Source organism: Prevotella fusca JCM 17724, assembly GCF_001262015.1.
Classification (GTDB): Bacteria; Bacteroidota; Bacteroidia; order Bacteroidales; family Bacteroidaceae; genus Prevotella; species Prevotella fusca.
Genome location: NZ_CP012075.1, coordinates 683,773 through 698,057, shown reverse-complemented (window position 1 = coordinate 698,057; position 14,285 = coordinate 683,773). Strand labels below are relative to the sequence as shown.

Below are 14,285 nucleotides of genomic sequence, written 5' to 3'. Positions count from 1 at the left end.
TACTGTTGGTTGCAAACTTGTTTTTTTACACGTGTTTTTGCCTTTATCTGTAGATATTTTATCCGAAATTATGTCATGATTTTTCAATCTGTTGTCTGCGGTTTTCAAAGTATTAACATGAAAAGGTTTTCTGCGTCGGAGAATGATAATAAAGTAGGTAGACAAGACCGTCTTGGCTATGTTTTATTTAATAAATAACTTCGGTTCTTCCGCTAAAGCTATACGAAAAGTGTCCACGCATTTAACGGATGAACCTTTTTAGGGTCATTATAGTAAGCCACTAATGACCAACTTATATGGAAAAGTTTGTCAGATACCAATATTTTGTTGTGATGAAAAAGGGATAGATTAATATGCAGTTATAGCTGCTCTATATATGTTATCCGTCCTTTTTATTTCACATCTCTTGCTGTTATGCACAGAAAAGTGTACTTTTGTATTTGCATATTAAGACTTGAAGTAAATGATAGGAAAAGTGTTTGTTTTACTTGTGTCAGCGTCTTTAACCCTTTGTGGATGTAATAAGGGTAAGCAGGAACAGCCAAAATATGACGAACAAGGCATTAAGACGGCTCAAACAGAGTTTGTTGAAAAAGGCAATCAATCTGTTCAGAACGTGAACAAGAGGGATGCTGGTTTTATCAGTAACAGAAGCAGTGAGGTGACGCTGACGCTCTCTTGTTTCGGAGTAGTCAATATGGATGAACTTGACGTCTTACCTCGTCCTGATGAGACAAGCCGGAAAGACTCTACTGTCATTGAACAGCTGAATAGGGGAGAGGTGTTCTTGTTGCAGCCTGGAACAAAAGGTATCATGCTGACGGATACTGGGGCAAAACTGTTGGTTAGATTTCAGATAGGAGAACTATGGATATGGAAGTCGGCAACAAAGTAATTTTCATTATACTATCTGTGTCAGTATAAGCTGTTCCATGCTTTCAAACATCACCCTGTCATTATTAAAAGTCTGGTTTTAAGCCTGATATATAAAACACCTAAACATAAAACTGGTATATGAAAAGAAGTCTTTTTGTTGTTTCCCTGCTGTTGACTATGGTGTTAAACAGCCATTCTGTCACAGTACATAACCCTGTTGATTACGTGAATCCACTGGTTGGTTCGGCATCAAAGTCGGAGCTGTCGACGGGTAATACTTATCCCGCTATTGCCTTGCCGTGGGGTATGAACTTCTGGACACCACAGACAGGAAAGATGGGAGATGGCTGGACTTACACTTACGGAGCTGATAAGATTCGTGGACTCAAGCAGACTCATCAGCCCAGTCCGTGGATAAATGACTACGGACAGTTCTCAATCATGCCAGTTGTGGGTAAGAAGGTCTTTGATGAGGAAGGTCGTGCCAGCTGGTTCTCTCATAAAGCTGAGACCGTTACGCCTTATTACTACAAGGTTTATCTGGCTGACTATGACGTCACGGCAGAGATAAGTCCTACCAGTCGGGCTGCTGCGATGCGCATTACCTATCCGCAGGCAGAGGAAGCGTACTTCGTTGTGGATGCGTTTGACAAGGGTTCTTCTGTGACAATTATGCCTGATAAGCGCACCATCATTGGCTATACAACGAAGAACAGCGGAGGCGTTCCCGTAGGTTTCAAGAACTTTTTTGTTCTTCGATTCGACCATGACTTTACATACATTGGTAGTATTGAGGATGGTAAATTGTCAGAGGGTTTAACCTCTTCTACCTGCAATCACGCTATGGCTGTTGTGGGATTTCGCACCAAGCGGGGCGAACGAGTCAATGTACAGGTAGCTTCTTCATTTATCAGTGATGAGCAGGCACAGCGTAATCTCAAGGAAGTTGAGGGGAAATCATTTGAAGAAGTGAAGGCAGAAGGTAGAAAGGAGTGGAACGATGTGTTAGGACGTATAGAGGTAGAAGATGAGAATATTGACCATCTTCGTACTTTCTATAGTTGCCTCTATCGCTCTGTACTGTTCCCACGCTCGTTCTATGAGTTTGATGAACAGGGTAATCCTATTCATTATAGCCCTTATAATGGTCAAGTGCTACCAGGCTATCTCTTTACAGACACAGGTTTTTGGGACACCTTCCGTTCGCTCTTCCCATTGCTCAACCTCGTCTATCCGTCAATGAATGAGAAGATACAAGCCGGCTTGGTCAATGCCTATAAGGAGAGTGGATTTCTACCGGAGTGGGCAAGTCCGGGGCATCGCGACTGCATGGTGGGCAATAACTCTGCCTCAGTCGTTGCTGATGCTTATATCAAGGGGCTGCGTGGCTATGATATTGAAACGCTTTGGAAAGCCGTCGTGCATGGTGCTAATGCAGTGCATTCTACGATCAGTTCCACAGGACGCAGGGGCTTCGACTATTATAACCGTTTAGGTTATGTGCCTTACAATGTAGGTATTAACGAGAGTGTTGCCCGCACATTGGAGTATGCTTACGATGACTGGTGTATCTATCAGCTGGGTTTGAAACTCGGAAAGAGTGCCAAGGAGCTCAAGCCTTTCAAACTACGTGCAATGAACTATCAGAAGGTTTTCGACAAGGAGACAGGACTTATGCGTGGACGTAATGAGGATGGAAGTTTCCAGTCACCTTTCAATCCGTTCAAGTGGGGCGATGCCTTCACGGAGGGAAACAGCTGGCATTATACCTGGAGTGTTTTCCACGACCCAGTCGGACTGGCGCAGCTGATGGGAGGAAACGACAGATTCAATGCGATGCTGGACAGTGTCTTCCATCTTCCTCCTGTTTTCGACGACAGTTATTACGGCTTCACGATTCACGAGATACGTGAGATGCAAATCATGAACATGGGAAATTATGCACATGGAAACCAGCCGATACAGCACATGATTTATCTCTATGATTACAGCGGACAGCCTTGGAAGGCGCAATTTTGGGTGCGTGAGGTTATGGACCGTCTCTATACTGCACAGCCCGACGGTTATTGTGGCGACGAGGATAATGGTCAGACTTCAGCCTGGTATGTTTTTTCTGCCCTTGGTTTCTATCCCGTTTGCCCCGGCAGTACGCAGTATATGATAGGGACACCCTATTTCCGCAAGGTCAAGATACAGCTTGAGAATGGCAAGACTGTTACGATTTGTGCTGACAAAAGTGATGCTGATAACCGTTTCATCCTGCGTATGGCCATAAACGGGCAGCCTTATCCACATTATTATCTTGAGCATGAAACATTGCTTTCAGGTTCAGATATATACTTTACGATGGGCAGTAAGCCTGCGAGATAGAACGTGGTCCTATGTTGTCAGCACCCAATTAAGGGAATTTGTTTCTTTTTGAGCAAATATGTTAATTGGATGTTGCGATTTCATCAATATCTATAAATTCAATTAAAACGAAATGTTTTCCCCATTGCTATTATAATATTTTTATTTATATTTGCTGCATATTAATCCAAAAATGAGTGTTTAGCAATGAAAAGATTGTTTTTTCCTAACCGTACAGTATGTGCTGGTTTAGTACTTAGTGGACTGTTTGCATTTTCCAGTTCAAGTGCTGTCAATAATGAAGTAAATGATAATAATAAAGTAGTAGCTGCTGCACCTGCCAACAATGCTCAGATTGTAGGTACATGGGAACTGACCAACAAGGGAAGTTACGCCATTGTGCGCAATCCGAGAACACGTAAAGAGTATAAGGTAGGCTTCATGATTGACAGATATGATGACTACAAGTTCCTCCCAGTTGACTTCAGGACAGGTGAAAGTGTTGACTTGCGTTTGCTTGTTGGTCATGACGATGACGATCTCGATGATGAGCTGCATCGTTTTGACTTTTACCGTGATGGTACGATGAGTGTTATAGAAAGAGAAGACAACGGCAGATGGAAACGCGATGACGATATGGGAGTATATGGTTTCCGCCGCGATGGCTTCTTTATGAAGATAGACGGTAAGATGCGCAAGCAACTTCAGATTAGATTCTTGAACAACAATGAATTTGAACTAACTCAGACAAAATTTAATGACAGTGACTTGCGAAGAGTAGTGGTCAAGAAGGTGATGAGATATGTTCGTGTTACAAGAAAGTAAGACATACCATAATCCAAACAGATAACATTTACCCCAATTAACAGTAGTTGAATCTTACGTAAAGCTCTGTTAATTGGGGCTTCTTTTTTAAACATTATAGATAAAATCACTTAAAATAAAAACACAACTTCTCACTTATTTATCACTTTTTCTTATCTTTGTTACATATAAATTAAGGTAGGTTCAGCGAATGAGAAATAAGCACTAAATTGTCACTTTTATAACGTCTAAGTATCTTTGGAGAATTATTTTCATGAATAAAAATATTTGTTCTCATGGAAAAAATATTTATTTTCATGAACAAAAATATTTCTTTTCACGAAAAGAAATCATACACAGATGATAATCATCTGAAAGATCGGTTCTTTTGATGTAGAAAAAGATGATGAATAAATGTACTTAAAACATAATTGAAAATTCACGAACCTTCATGTTATACTTATAAAAAACAAATTATGGAAAAATTGTGTACCTTGAAATCTGCCTTATGGGCTGGTTTGATGTTATTTGGAGTGGTTGTCTTCACAGGTTGTAGCAAAAGTGATGACAATAACGACAACAAGAACAATGGCGGCTTCCACGTAGATCATGAACTATCAGAACTTCACATGCCAGTAGGTGAATGGGCAGCAACTACTAATGGTAGTTATGCTATTGTTAGAAATCCTGATACAAAAAAAACATATACGGTAAAGTTCCGTGTAAATGCGAAGGATGGAAGATGGATTCCTATTGATCCTAATACAGGCAAAGACTTTAATTTACTGCAAAACCTAAACTATAATGCAACTGATTTAGGGGATAAGGAACACCACTTTTACATCTTGGACCGTTCTAATATACAGTTATTAAAGAAGGATGCTGAAGGTGATTGGATTTTAGAATCTAAAGGCGAATATACCTATACATTAAAAGGTATGCTAACCTTATACTTTGGAAATGTGATTCGTAAAATTGAAGTAATGAGAAACGATGGCTATACTTTGGAGTTCAAAGAAACAGACTTCAACACCTTCCCTCTCAAAGGCATTGTTTTAGAGAAGTATATTTACTACAAGCCAGTAAAGAATTAATATAAAAGAAAAAATAAAGAGGAGTATCTATATGCTCCTCTTCTTTTTTGGTAAATTCTGTGGATTCTTTAACCTTTAGGTCTTTGTAAATTACACTTATCTTCACATAAACCTGTACCTTTATAACATCTGTGCGAGATTACTTACCAGCTTTCCGTGAACGAATAGACAAGTAAACACGTTGTTTATGATAAAAACACAACTTGCTTACTTGTCCACTCGTTAACCTATAAACTAAAATAATGCTTCAGAAAGTCCCTAAATACAGCATTTTTATATAAGTTTGTACTCCCGTTTTAGAACTGAGTAGAAACGACATATCACAAACAACAAGATATGAAACGCAAAACATGGCGTAAATATCATAAATGGGTTGGAATTATCATTACGTTCTTCTTGATAATGTTCTGCCTATCTGGGATTATCCTCAACCATCGCCAAACCTTTGCTGATATCAACGTGAGCCGTGCTCTATTACCAAGTCACTATTCTTTTGAACAATGGAACAATGGCTTGCTACGTGGAACACTATGCTATAATGATGCTGAAAACCATAATTTAAGTTGTATTTCAGAATTATTGAAGTTTGTACATAGGCATCAAAGTCCCCCTCACAATTCAGCGATGTTATCTTTGCTAAAGATCATGTGGTGGATAGATGTTTGTTAATACGAACTTGCCTTCTTTGCTGATTTTATATGTATATTTCCCTTTAAATTGCGCTTTTATTTCATCGATATAAAAATCATATATATTAATGGTCGTATTGTTCTTTATTTGGAAATAGCGTTCGGCAGATTCATATAAAAAGTATACGAAATAATAGCATGTCATGCTATCTATGACTTGTTCTTTGTCGTCTACTGTAACAAGCATCAGGTAGTTCACTGGTGCTGCCATTTCATCACCAATTTTATCTCTGTATTTTGAACCACTTTTATATATTTGTAATGTATAGTACTCTGTTTGATACAGTGTCTTGGAGAAGTATGCAGAATCAACAAGAAAAAAGCTATCCTTGTACTCTTCGTTAGACCACATCTTTGCTTTTTTCTTATAGTTTCTGAAAAGAGACCTGAAATACCTGTCTCCACTGGTAGATATATGCATATGAGTCTTATTCATTGCTTTGTCCAAATCTTTGGGAATTGGATATGGGTCAAATTTTGTCTTCTTGTTATTTCCAATAAGAAATGTACAAGAACACAAGAGTATACATAATGTAAAACAAATGAAAATCTTTCTCATCATAATTTCTTTATGGTTATTTAAATTCTTCTCTCCACTTGGATTTATCCAGAAGGTATTCAATCGCATGTGTAGTTGTCTCTGTTATCAGATAAAGATTGCTTTGGGAGACCATTATGTTTGGCGGTCATCCCCCAATCTTTATTGAGCAGTATGAGATCATAAGTTATGACTATTAGGTGTCAGTAATGCGGTTGTATTTTTTGTCTTCTGCAAATATATATATTTTTTTGGAAAACAAAGAAATAGAAGGATGTTGCCTTTCTTTTTCCTGCGATAACGTTATATCTCCCCCTTAGTTAGCGTTTTAAATCCCTTAAAAAACAAAAATGCTATCACTGTCATCGTGATAATTACAGAATTCTATCCCCCCCTCGTCATTATCAGGCATAGGTAATATGATTACCAGTGACCGGTAAACAATCAAAAGTATTATAGTATGAGATTACTTCCTTAATTCCGCAGCATAATTTCTTGTGAGAAATCCAAGTGCCAGAGAAACAAAGTCCTCAAAACACTTGGATATGTCAGAATTTTCACCTATCTTAGTGCAACAAACATAACAAGCAAGCAAAAATCTGACATGACAAAGGTAGCAATTAAAAACGAGAATATCACTTCCTTCGGAGGAATTTATCACATCATGGACGTTTTTTCAAAGCAGGGCTTTGAAAAACTTACTGATTCCGTGTTGGGCAGACGCGGATGCAGCGGCAAGGCATTCAGCCATGGAAGCATCCTGGGCTCCCTCTTCTTCAGCTACCTTTGCGGTGGGGATTGTCTTGAGGACATCAATGCGCTTACAGGACAGTTCAGGCAGAGACCTGGTACGCTGTTACCCGGTGCCGACACCGTGGGGCGCGGACTGAAGGAGCTTGCCGAAGAGAACATTATCTACAAGAGCGAGACATCAGGAAAGTCTTATAGTTTCAACACTGCAGAGAAGCTGAACACCTTACTTTTACGGATGATACGGAGAATGGAACTTATAAAGGTGGGCAGCCATGTTGACCTGGACTTTGACCACCAGTTTGTTCCTGCCCGCAAGTTCGATGCAAAGTATTCCTACAGGCAGGACCATGGCTATTTCCCGGGCTGGGCTTCCATCGGGGGAATCATAGTCGGAGGTGAGAACCGTGACGGAAACACCAATGTGAGATTCCATCAGGAGGACACGCTCCGCCGCATTATGGACCGTGTGACCTCCGAGCTTGGTGTGGTGATAGAGCGTTTCCGTGCTGACTGCGGGTCGTTCTCAAAGGAAATCATCCAAACCGTAGAGCAGCGCTGCAACACGTTCTATATACGTGCTGCCAACTGCGGCAGCCGGTGCGAGGAGTTCCGCCAGCTGGAAGAATGGAAGAGCGTTGAGGTTGGTTATGAGAGGTGCGATGTCACCTCCGTCAGCATGGACAACCTCATCGAAGGAAAGTCATACAGGCTTGTCGTACAGCGTACTCCCTTGAAAGACAGGCACGGCAGGGAACAGACGGATATGTTCGGAGTGATATACACATACCGCTGTATCCTTACCAACAACCGGACATCCACAGAGAAGGACATCATTACATTCTACAATGAACGTGGAGCGAGCGAAAAGAACTTCGACATACAGAACAATGACTTCGGCTGGTCGCATCTGCCATTTTCCTTCATGGATGAGAACATGGTTTTCATGATGGTTACTGCCATGCTGAAGAACTTTTATCTCCACCTCGTCCGTTATATCAGCGAAAAGGTCAAGCCGTTGAAAAAGACAAGCAGGCTGAAAGCCTTTATCCTGCATTTTGTCAGCGTACCGGCAAAATGGGTGAGAACAGGAAGGCGGAACGTCCTGAACCTATATACAAATAAAACCTACTACTCTGAGGTCTTCCTTGAATAAACAGCATTTCTTTGTGGTTTTTCATACTTCCCCATTGGTTTGGGTGGGGGATTTCATGCTTAGACAAGACTCAAGAACCACCGAAGAGCCTCATATCAGCATATAGAGCCCCAAAAAGACATCTCAACATATAAAAAATCGCCTCACAAGGAAAAACGCTGCGGAAATGAGGTCTTTTATTAAAGCTATACGAAAAGTGTCTACGCATTTAACGGAAGAATCTATTTTCTTATCTTTGCAACAGATATTCGGTGAGGGATATATAAAGAGTGTTTTCTTTGTATGAGTATTCTGAACCACTTTTAATATTAGTTGAATGAGAATGAAACAGTTATTTTATGCAGGTGCACTGCTGCTCTCTCACTGCCTGTCATGGTAGCTTGGAGGAAAGGGCGGCACAGGAATGTAAGGAATACACGGAGAAGAAATGCCCAACACCAGTGGTTAATGATACCCGAATGGACAGTATGGTGTTTGAAGCCTCTTCCCGTACGATTCATTACTATCATACACTTTTGGACAAGGCTGACAATGAACAGGTCATTGTTGCGAAAAGGTCAGAGTTAAGGAAAGCCTTAGGCGATGCTTTGAAGGCTGACCCTGGTACAAAGGCTTACAAGGATGCCGGCTTCAATTTCAGATATACTTATCATTCTGGCAAAGCTCCGTCGAAGGTGTTGCTGGATGAAACTTACACTGAGAAGAATTATTAAAGGAGTGTAACTGTGAGTGAGAGAAGTTGATGGAGTAAAGGAGTTAAAGAAGTTGGGGCAATACTTTGTTTCTGAGTCTTTTTCATAAGTAGATGGTAACGACTAAAGTCTTTTAATTCCCTTTGACTCCTCTAACTCCCAACAAGCTGTTGTCTTGTCTTGACTCGATATAACTCCTTTGGTCTTTCTACAATACTCCGTTAATTTTTATGCTGCTTCAGCATCGAAACTAAATATCTCATTAATACTTTCTTTTTTAATGTCGTGTTCGGGTTTTTCTCGAACACGTCAATAATTCGTTGCGCATAGTAGGCATTGACCATCTGCGCTTTAAGTCGACCGATGGACGTGCCAGGTTCCTTGCAAATGATTTTGGTCACATTGAGTGCCGTGAATGAAGAGTTGAAGGCAGAGTCAAGTTTTCTCTTGTCGCGTGCCTGACAATCTGTAAGGCCGAGGAACTGCCTTGCGTTGCGAAAGCAGAACTCCTCCTGGAAACGTGTGGTGTAATATTCCACCACATCGCGTCCACTCATGTTCTCATCCGTAGCGAAGTACAGACGGCGGACACCGTTGGGCAACTCGTGGATGACAAGCGAAACGACCCTGCGCAAGGACTTGCACCATGCCTTGAGCGCATAGACCTTGCCGGAGGTCTCCTCCAGCCCAAGCATTTCGACTTTAGACATGTCGATGTTCCTCACGTCAATCTTGTCACCTTTGACACGGAGACGGCCGGACTTTCCCGTGGGTTCCCCGCCCCATGTGTAGAACAAGGCTGCGTCATGACGCAGGCGGCTCACAACATGGAATCCCGTCTTCATTACCTTGTCGATGAAAGGTCTTTTGGAGAAGGCTGAGTCGGCGACAAGCACCTTGCAGATACGCTGCAGCCTTACCTTGTCGTCCTCCAATGCCTTGGCATACCAGTCGTACAGGCTCATCTCTTTTTTCTCCTCGCCTTTTTCCAATGTGGTCTGCATCGCCTTGAGCATCATACACTCATGTAGGTCTACATCTATCACCCCGATACCGAGTATCTCAAGTCCATGCTTTACAGTACCTGCACAGCCGGACCAAAACGTACCCACGTATGGGGTCTGCTTCCCGGACTTCTTTATGAAACTTGGATCGATGACGATGGCATTGCGACCCTTACCCTCCTTGAAGGCGAAAGCACTCAGCCACATATTCATCTCGAGCCAGTTCACGCTACGCTCTGCCGTCTGCCGATAGCATTGCTCGCCACGATTGCCATAGCGTCCCATCTGCGTGAAATTGCATCTCCTTGGGATGACCATCAAAAGAAAAAGCATTTCCATGACGTTTGTCTGGATACTTTTGCTTAACTTTGCTCCATCTTCGGCACTAAATGCTGCTTTGCAGAGCTTCATATATCGGCTAATCAAGTTGGTTGTCAGCATAAACTTTATTGTTTTTTTTACATCTATAAAGTTGCTGAAATTCAATGAGATAGCCGATTTTATTATGTTATATATTGTTGTTTAATCTACTCTTTTTCAGATACTTATCATATTTGTTTTCTGCCACAATTTATGTTGGCTTTTGGGTGAAAACTTCATAAACTGCGAAAATTTAACGGACTATTGTACGACATTCTCCTGTTACTATATGTACCCACGGCAAAACCTTAGTCACCACCTCATGCACCTCCCCTTCCGTTTCCCTGTAGGATTCATGACAGAACAGCTCTCTCAAGCTGATAAGATTTGTTCCTCCGTCAGTCACAACTTTAGCAGTGGGACTCACAGCCTTTTCTGCATATGGTTTTATGGAGACATATTTACTATCGGGCATAGCGAACATCTTGACATAACGTACAACCTTCTTGACTTTCTGTGTAGAAGACCTCCTGAGAAGTTTTGACGCCTTGTTAACGTACTTGTTTTCAGTTATATTTGTAAGATACTCGCTCAACATTTCATCAACAGGCTTACTTTCTGCGATTACCAATACAGGCGTTTGTACCATTTTGGTTTCTTTCTCAATATCTTCGGATTCAGGATCTGTTATAACAGAGGTTTGAAAGTAAGATACATCCAGTTCTACCTGTGCCGATAAGGTATATTGCGATTCTCTTTTATCCATGATATCACGGTACTTCATCATCAGCAGCATACTGCAGGGTAATCTTTTCGTTCTAATTGATATTGAATATCTTTTGCAGAGAGGACCTGCTTGAATGAAGACATCATGTGAGCTGTAAAGAACCAATCATATAAGGGTATGTGACTTCTTTCCATTACAGTACCCTTTGTTAGGGGAGTACGATAACCACAAGTCTTACATTGAAATGCTTTTCTACCATCTGACCATTTATGGTCAGTATAGCCACATTTAGGACAGGTAATTCCTACATCTTCTCGAATCTGACGAAAATAGTCTATACAGCTTCCTTCGTCAGGAAATATTTGAAAGAAATCTTTAAGCAACATTAAGTTCATCGTTTCTTGCAAAAGAAATTGAATTACAGATGTTTATAAAGGAAGACTGTCTAAATTAACATTCTTTAGTCCTAACATCACCACACAGAAAAAATATTGCCGAAAATTAATAACTAATAGATATTAAAAAAATGCTATAAACTTGACAGTATCAATTAATTATGCTATATTTGCAGTGTAATAACAGAACTGGTAACTAAAAATTCACGGATTATGGCTAAGTACAATTTAACAGAAAAAAGGGAAAAGGTAGCCGCCTACCGTAGTTTGGTCAGTCCGCAATTAATGGATGAATTGAAGGAGAAAATTCTCAACATCATCCTTATTCAGCAACGCTACAAAGACAAGAATTATTCTGCCAAACAGCTTGCCGAGGACTTGGGGACTAATACGCGCTACATTTCGGCAGTAGTTAATGTTCGATTCCACATGAACTACACCTCGTTTGTAAACAAATTCCGTATAGAGGAGGCGATGGCTCTTCTGGTAGACAAGCGGTATCAAGACTTGAACATGGAAGACATCAGTGATATGGTCGGTTTCTCCAACAGACAGTCTTTCTATGCTTCTTTCTACCGGATAACTGGAGTCACACCACGTGACTACAGAATGAATCATATGACGCAACATCCTTCAGAAGAAGTGCGTTTGAAGAAACCACTCAAGAAATGAAGTGAGTTATAATATAAAGATGATAGAATCTGCAGAAGAGGTAACTTTCAATTTTCAGGATGAGAGATTTGCCGATATACAAATGCTTCGTTATCGGCTTCCGGGTTTCAACGCACTGACTATCCGGCAGAAACAACTAATCTACTGCCTTTCAAAGGCAACCTTGTTTGGACGTGATATTACATTTGATCAGTTTGGTAAATACAACCTCCGCATCCGAAAGACGCTGGAGGCTGTTTTCATAAACTATCAAGGTAATCGGTTAGAGGATGATTTCCTTGCTTTAGAACATTATTTAAAGCAGATTTGGTTTGCCAGTGGTATTTACCATCATTATGGATGTGATAAGTTTGTTCCCCTGTTCTCTGAAGCCTTTTTCCGTAATATCGTAATGGATATTAACTCTAAGTTGCTCCCCCTCAAAGAAGGAGAAACTGTTAACATGCTGCTTGAAGAACTCTGTCCTGTTATCTTCAATCCTACTGTCCTCCCCAAAAGAGTCGAAAAAGGTAATGGCAAAGATATAGTAAGCTCTTCTGCATGTAATTATTATGAAGGGGTGTGTCAGAAAGAGGTTGAAGACTTTTATACGAAATTGAAGCAGGATGGTCCGACTACAGCAACTCCATCTTACGGGTTGAATTCCACACTCATTAAGAAAGGTGACTTAATCTGTGAAGATGTTTGGAAAGTTGACGGGAAATACGGTGCGGCCATCCAGAAAATTGTGTATTGGCTGAATCGTGCAAAAGATTTTGCAGAAAACGATCAGCAAAGACATGTGATAAACCTGCTGGTACGCTATTATGAAACTGGTGATCTCCATGATTTTGATACTTATTCCATAGAGTGGCTACATGAACAAGAAGGTCGCATAGACTTTATCAATGGTTTCATTGAAGTTTATGGTGATCCTATGGGATTGAAAGGTTCGTGGGAGGGTATTGTTGAATATAAAGATCTTGAAGCAACACACCGCACACTGACTATATCGACTAATGCACAATGGTTTGAGGATCATTCTCCCATCAATCCGCTTTTCCGTAAGCCAAAGGTAAAAGGCATCATCGCCAATGTCGTTTGCGCTGCTATGCTGGGAGGAGACAACTACCCAGCTTCTGCTATTGGCATCAATCTACCAAATGCTGACTGGATTCGTGCAGAACATGGATCAAAGAGTGTTACAATTTCTAATCTTACACATGCTTACAACATGGCTGCAAAAGGTAATGGGTTCCGTGAGGAATTCGTTGTAGATGCTGATACATGTAAGCTAATGGAACTGTATGCTGACAAAACGGATAACCTGCACACTGACCTTCATGAGTGTTTAGGGCATGGCAGTGGGCGGCTGTCGCCAGGAACTGATCCTGATGCATTGAAGAGCTACGGCAATACTATTGAAGAAGCCCGTGCCGATCTTTTCGGACTGTATTATATTGCTGACAGGAAGCTGTTGGAACTCGGTTTGCTCGATAGTTCTGAGGCATATAAGGCACAGTATTATAGCTACATGATGAACGGACTACTTACACAACAAGTACGGATAAAACCAGGCAAGCAGATAGAAGAAGCACACATGCAGAATCGTGCTCTAATTGCGCAATGGGCTATGGAATTAGGAAAAGAAACAAATGTCGTCGAGTTTATCAACCGGAAATTTGAAGAAACTGGCGAACGGAAGACTTATGTCCGCATCAATGATTATGAAGCATTGCGCCATATATTTGCATATGAGTTGGCTGAAATACAGCGTATCAAAAGCGAAGGTGACTTTGAAGCTGCACGACAATTGGTTGAAACATACGCCATCAATCTTGATACAAATCTCCATGCAGAAGTTCTTAGACGGTATGAACACCTGAATATTGCACCTTATAAAGGCTTTATAAATCCTGTTCTCACTCCCGTATATAACGAGTCGGGTGAGGTCATTGATGTTACGGTTGATTATTCAGAATCGTACACAGATCAGATGCTTCGTTATTCCAATGAATATCAAACTCTTTAAAAGGTAAACGCTCGTTCTGTAGGTTCCACATCATGGTTAGTCTCGTAAATTGTTCTGGGTCTTTATACTTTAGCCCAAGTTTGTTCATTGTTATTTTTGGAAGCAAAATATCAAAAGTTTCTGCTATTATCTAAATACACGAGATGCTTACAAAACTGCTAGGAAGCA

Annotated in this window: 10 protein-coding genes and 2 pseudogenes; 9 read left to right on the top strand and 3 right to left on the bottom strand. The window is 40.8% G+C overall.

Annotation, left to right across the window (positions count from 1 at the left end; all coding sequences use genetic code 11):
* Window positions 1–463 precede the first annotated feature (463 nt).
* From ADJ77_RS10125 to ADJ77_RS14270, 5 genes and pseudogenes are all read left to right on the top strand, one after another.
* Entirely contained in the window at window positions 464–895 is a 432-nt protein-coding gene (locus tag ADJ77_RS10125; protein WP_025078181.1) for a hypothetical protein, read from the top strand.
* Window positions 896–1,014: 119 nt separating this feature from the next.
* Window positions 1,015–3,246 carry a GH92 family glycosyl hydrolase gene (locus ADJ77_RS10120; RefSeq protein WP_025078182.1) on the top strand — a complete coding sequence of 744 codons (2,232 nt, stop codon included), beginning with the start codon at window positions 1,015–1,017 and terminating at the stop codon, window positions 3,244–3,246.
* Between the two features lie 186 nt (window positions 3,247–3,432).
* Window positions 3,433–4,050 carry a hypothetical protein gene (locus ADJ77_RS10115; RefSeq protein ID WP_025078183.1) on the top strand — a complete coding sequence of 206 codons (618 nt, stop codon included), beginning with the start codon at window positions 3,433–3,435 and terminating at the stop codon, window positions 4,048–4,050.
* 455 nt (window positions 4,051–4,505) lie between these two features.
* Window positions 4,506–5,123: a hypothetical protein gene (locus tag ADJ77_RS10110; protein WP_042740911.1), complete on the top strand. Its 618-nt coding sequence runs from the start codon at window positions 4,506–4,508 to the stop codon at window positions 5,121–5,123.
* A 336-nt stretch (window positions 5,124–5,459) separates the two neighbouring features.
* A pseudogene (locus ADJ77_RS14270) lies at window positions 5,460–5,675 on the top strand (PepSY domain-containing protein); the annotation flags it as partial.
* Between the two features lie 84 nt (window positions 5,676–5,759).
* Here the strand turns inward: ADJ77_RS14270 and ADJ77_RS10105 are convergent.
* Complete coding sequence (locus ADJ77_RS10105; protein WP_234398093.1) at window positions 5,760–6,248, bottom strand: hypothetical protein; 489 nt, start codon at window positions 6,246–6,248, stop codon at window positions 5,760–5,762.
* Between the two features lie 706 nt (window positions 6,249–6,954).
* On the opposite strand from ADJ77_RS10105, the gene ADJ77_RS10100 reads away from it, so the two are divergent.
* Together ADJ77_RS10100 and ADJ77_RS10095 are read left to right on the top strand one after the other, a co-directional pair.
* Window positions 6,955–8,256: an IS1380 family transposase gene (locus ADJ77_RS10100; protein ID WP_050696372.1), complete on the top strand. Its 1,302-nt coding sequence runs from the start codon at window positions 6,955–6,957 to the stop codon at window positions 8,254–8,256.
* A 338-nt stretch (window positions 8,257–8,594) separates the two neighbouring features.
* Window positions 8,595–8,969, top strand: coding sequence for a hypothetical protein (locus ADJ77_RS10095; RefSeq protein WP_050696371.1), 375 nt, complete (start codon window positions 8,595–8,597; stop codon window positions 8,967–8,969).
* Between the two features lie 200 nt (window positions 8,970–9,169).
* Here ADJ77_RS10095 and ADJ77_RS10090 read toward each other — a convergent pair whose 3' ends face one another.
* Both ADJ77_RS10090 and ADJ77_RS14605 read right to left on the bottom strand, forming a co-directional pair.
* On the bottom strand, window positions 9,170–10,363 hold the full coding sequence (locus tag ADJ77_RS10090; RefSeq protein ID WP_234398189.1) for a transposase: 1,194 nt from the start codon (window positions 10,361–10,363) through the stop codon (window positions 9,170–9,172).
* A gap of 208 nt (window positions 10,364–10,571) precedes the next feature.
* Window positions 10,572–11,425, bottom strand: a pseudogene (locus tag ADJ77_RS14605) (IS1595 family transposase); the annotation flags it as partial.
* Between the two features lie 222 nt (window positions 11,426–11,647).
* On the opposite strand from ADJ77_RS14605, the gene ADJ77_RS10075 reads away from it, so the two are divergent.
* Window positions 11,648–12,106 (top strand): helix-turn-helix domain-containing protein, encoded by a 459-nt coding sequence (locus ADJ77_RS10075; protein WP_025079192.1) that lies wholly within the window; start codon window positions 11,648–11,650, stop codon window positions 12,104–12,106.
* Window positions 12,107–12,125: 19 nt separating this feature from the next.
* The gene (locus ADJ77_RS10070) at window positions 12,126–14,117 is read left to right on the top strand and encodes a dipeptidyl-peptidase 3 family protein (RefSeq protein WP_025079191.1); all 1,992 of its coding nucleotides are present in this window, start codon (window positions 12,126–12,128) and stop codon (window positions 14,115–14,117) included.
* Window positions 14,118–14,285 lie beyond the last annotated feature (168 nt).

Coding starts and splice junctions, on each gene's coding strand:
- ADJ77_RS10090 (WP_234398189.1), bottom strand. CDS start 10,363: ATGAAGCTCTGCAAAGCAGCATTTAGTGCCGAAGATGGAGCAAAGTTA.
- ADJ77_RS10110 (WP_042740911.1), top strand. CDS start 4,506: ATGGAAAAATTGTGTACCTTGAAATCTGCCTTATGGGCTGGTTTGATG.
- ADJ77_RS10070 (WP_025079191.1), top strand. CDS start 12,126: ATGATAGAATCTGCAGAAGAGGTAACTTTCAATTTTCAGGATGAGAGA.
- ADJ77_RS10115 (WP_025078183.1), top strand. CDS start 3,433: ATGAAAAGATTGTTTTTTCCTAACCGTACAGTATGTGCTGGTTTAGTA.
- ADJ77_RS10095 (WP_050696371.1), top strand. CDS start 8,595: ATGCAGGTGCACTGCTGCTCTCTCACTGCCTGTCATGGTAGCTTGGAG.
- ADJ77_RS10105 (WP_234398093.1), bottom strand. CDS start 6,248: ATGAATAAGACTCATATGCATATATCTACCAGTGGAGACAGGTATTTC.
- ADJ77_RS10125 (WP_025078181.1), top strand. CDS start 464: ATGATAGGAAAAGTGTTTGTTTTACTTGTGTCAGCGTCTTTAACCCTT.
- ADJ77_RS10075 (WP_025079192.1), top strand. CDS start 11,648: ATGGCTAAGTACAATTTAACAGAAAAAAGGGAAAAGGTAGCCGCCTAC.
- ADJ77_RS10120 (WP_025078182.1), top strand. CDS start 1,015: ATGAAAAGAAGTCTTTTTGTTGTTTCCCTGCTGTTGACTATGGTGTTA.
- ADJ77_RS10100 (WP_050696372.1), top strand. CDS start 6,955: ATGACAAAGGTAGCAATTAAAAACGAGAATATCACTTCCTTCGGAGGA.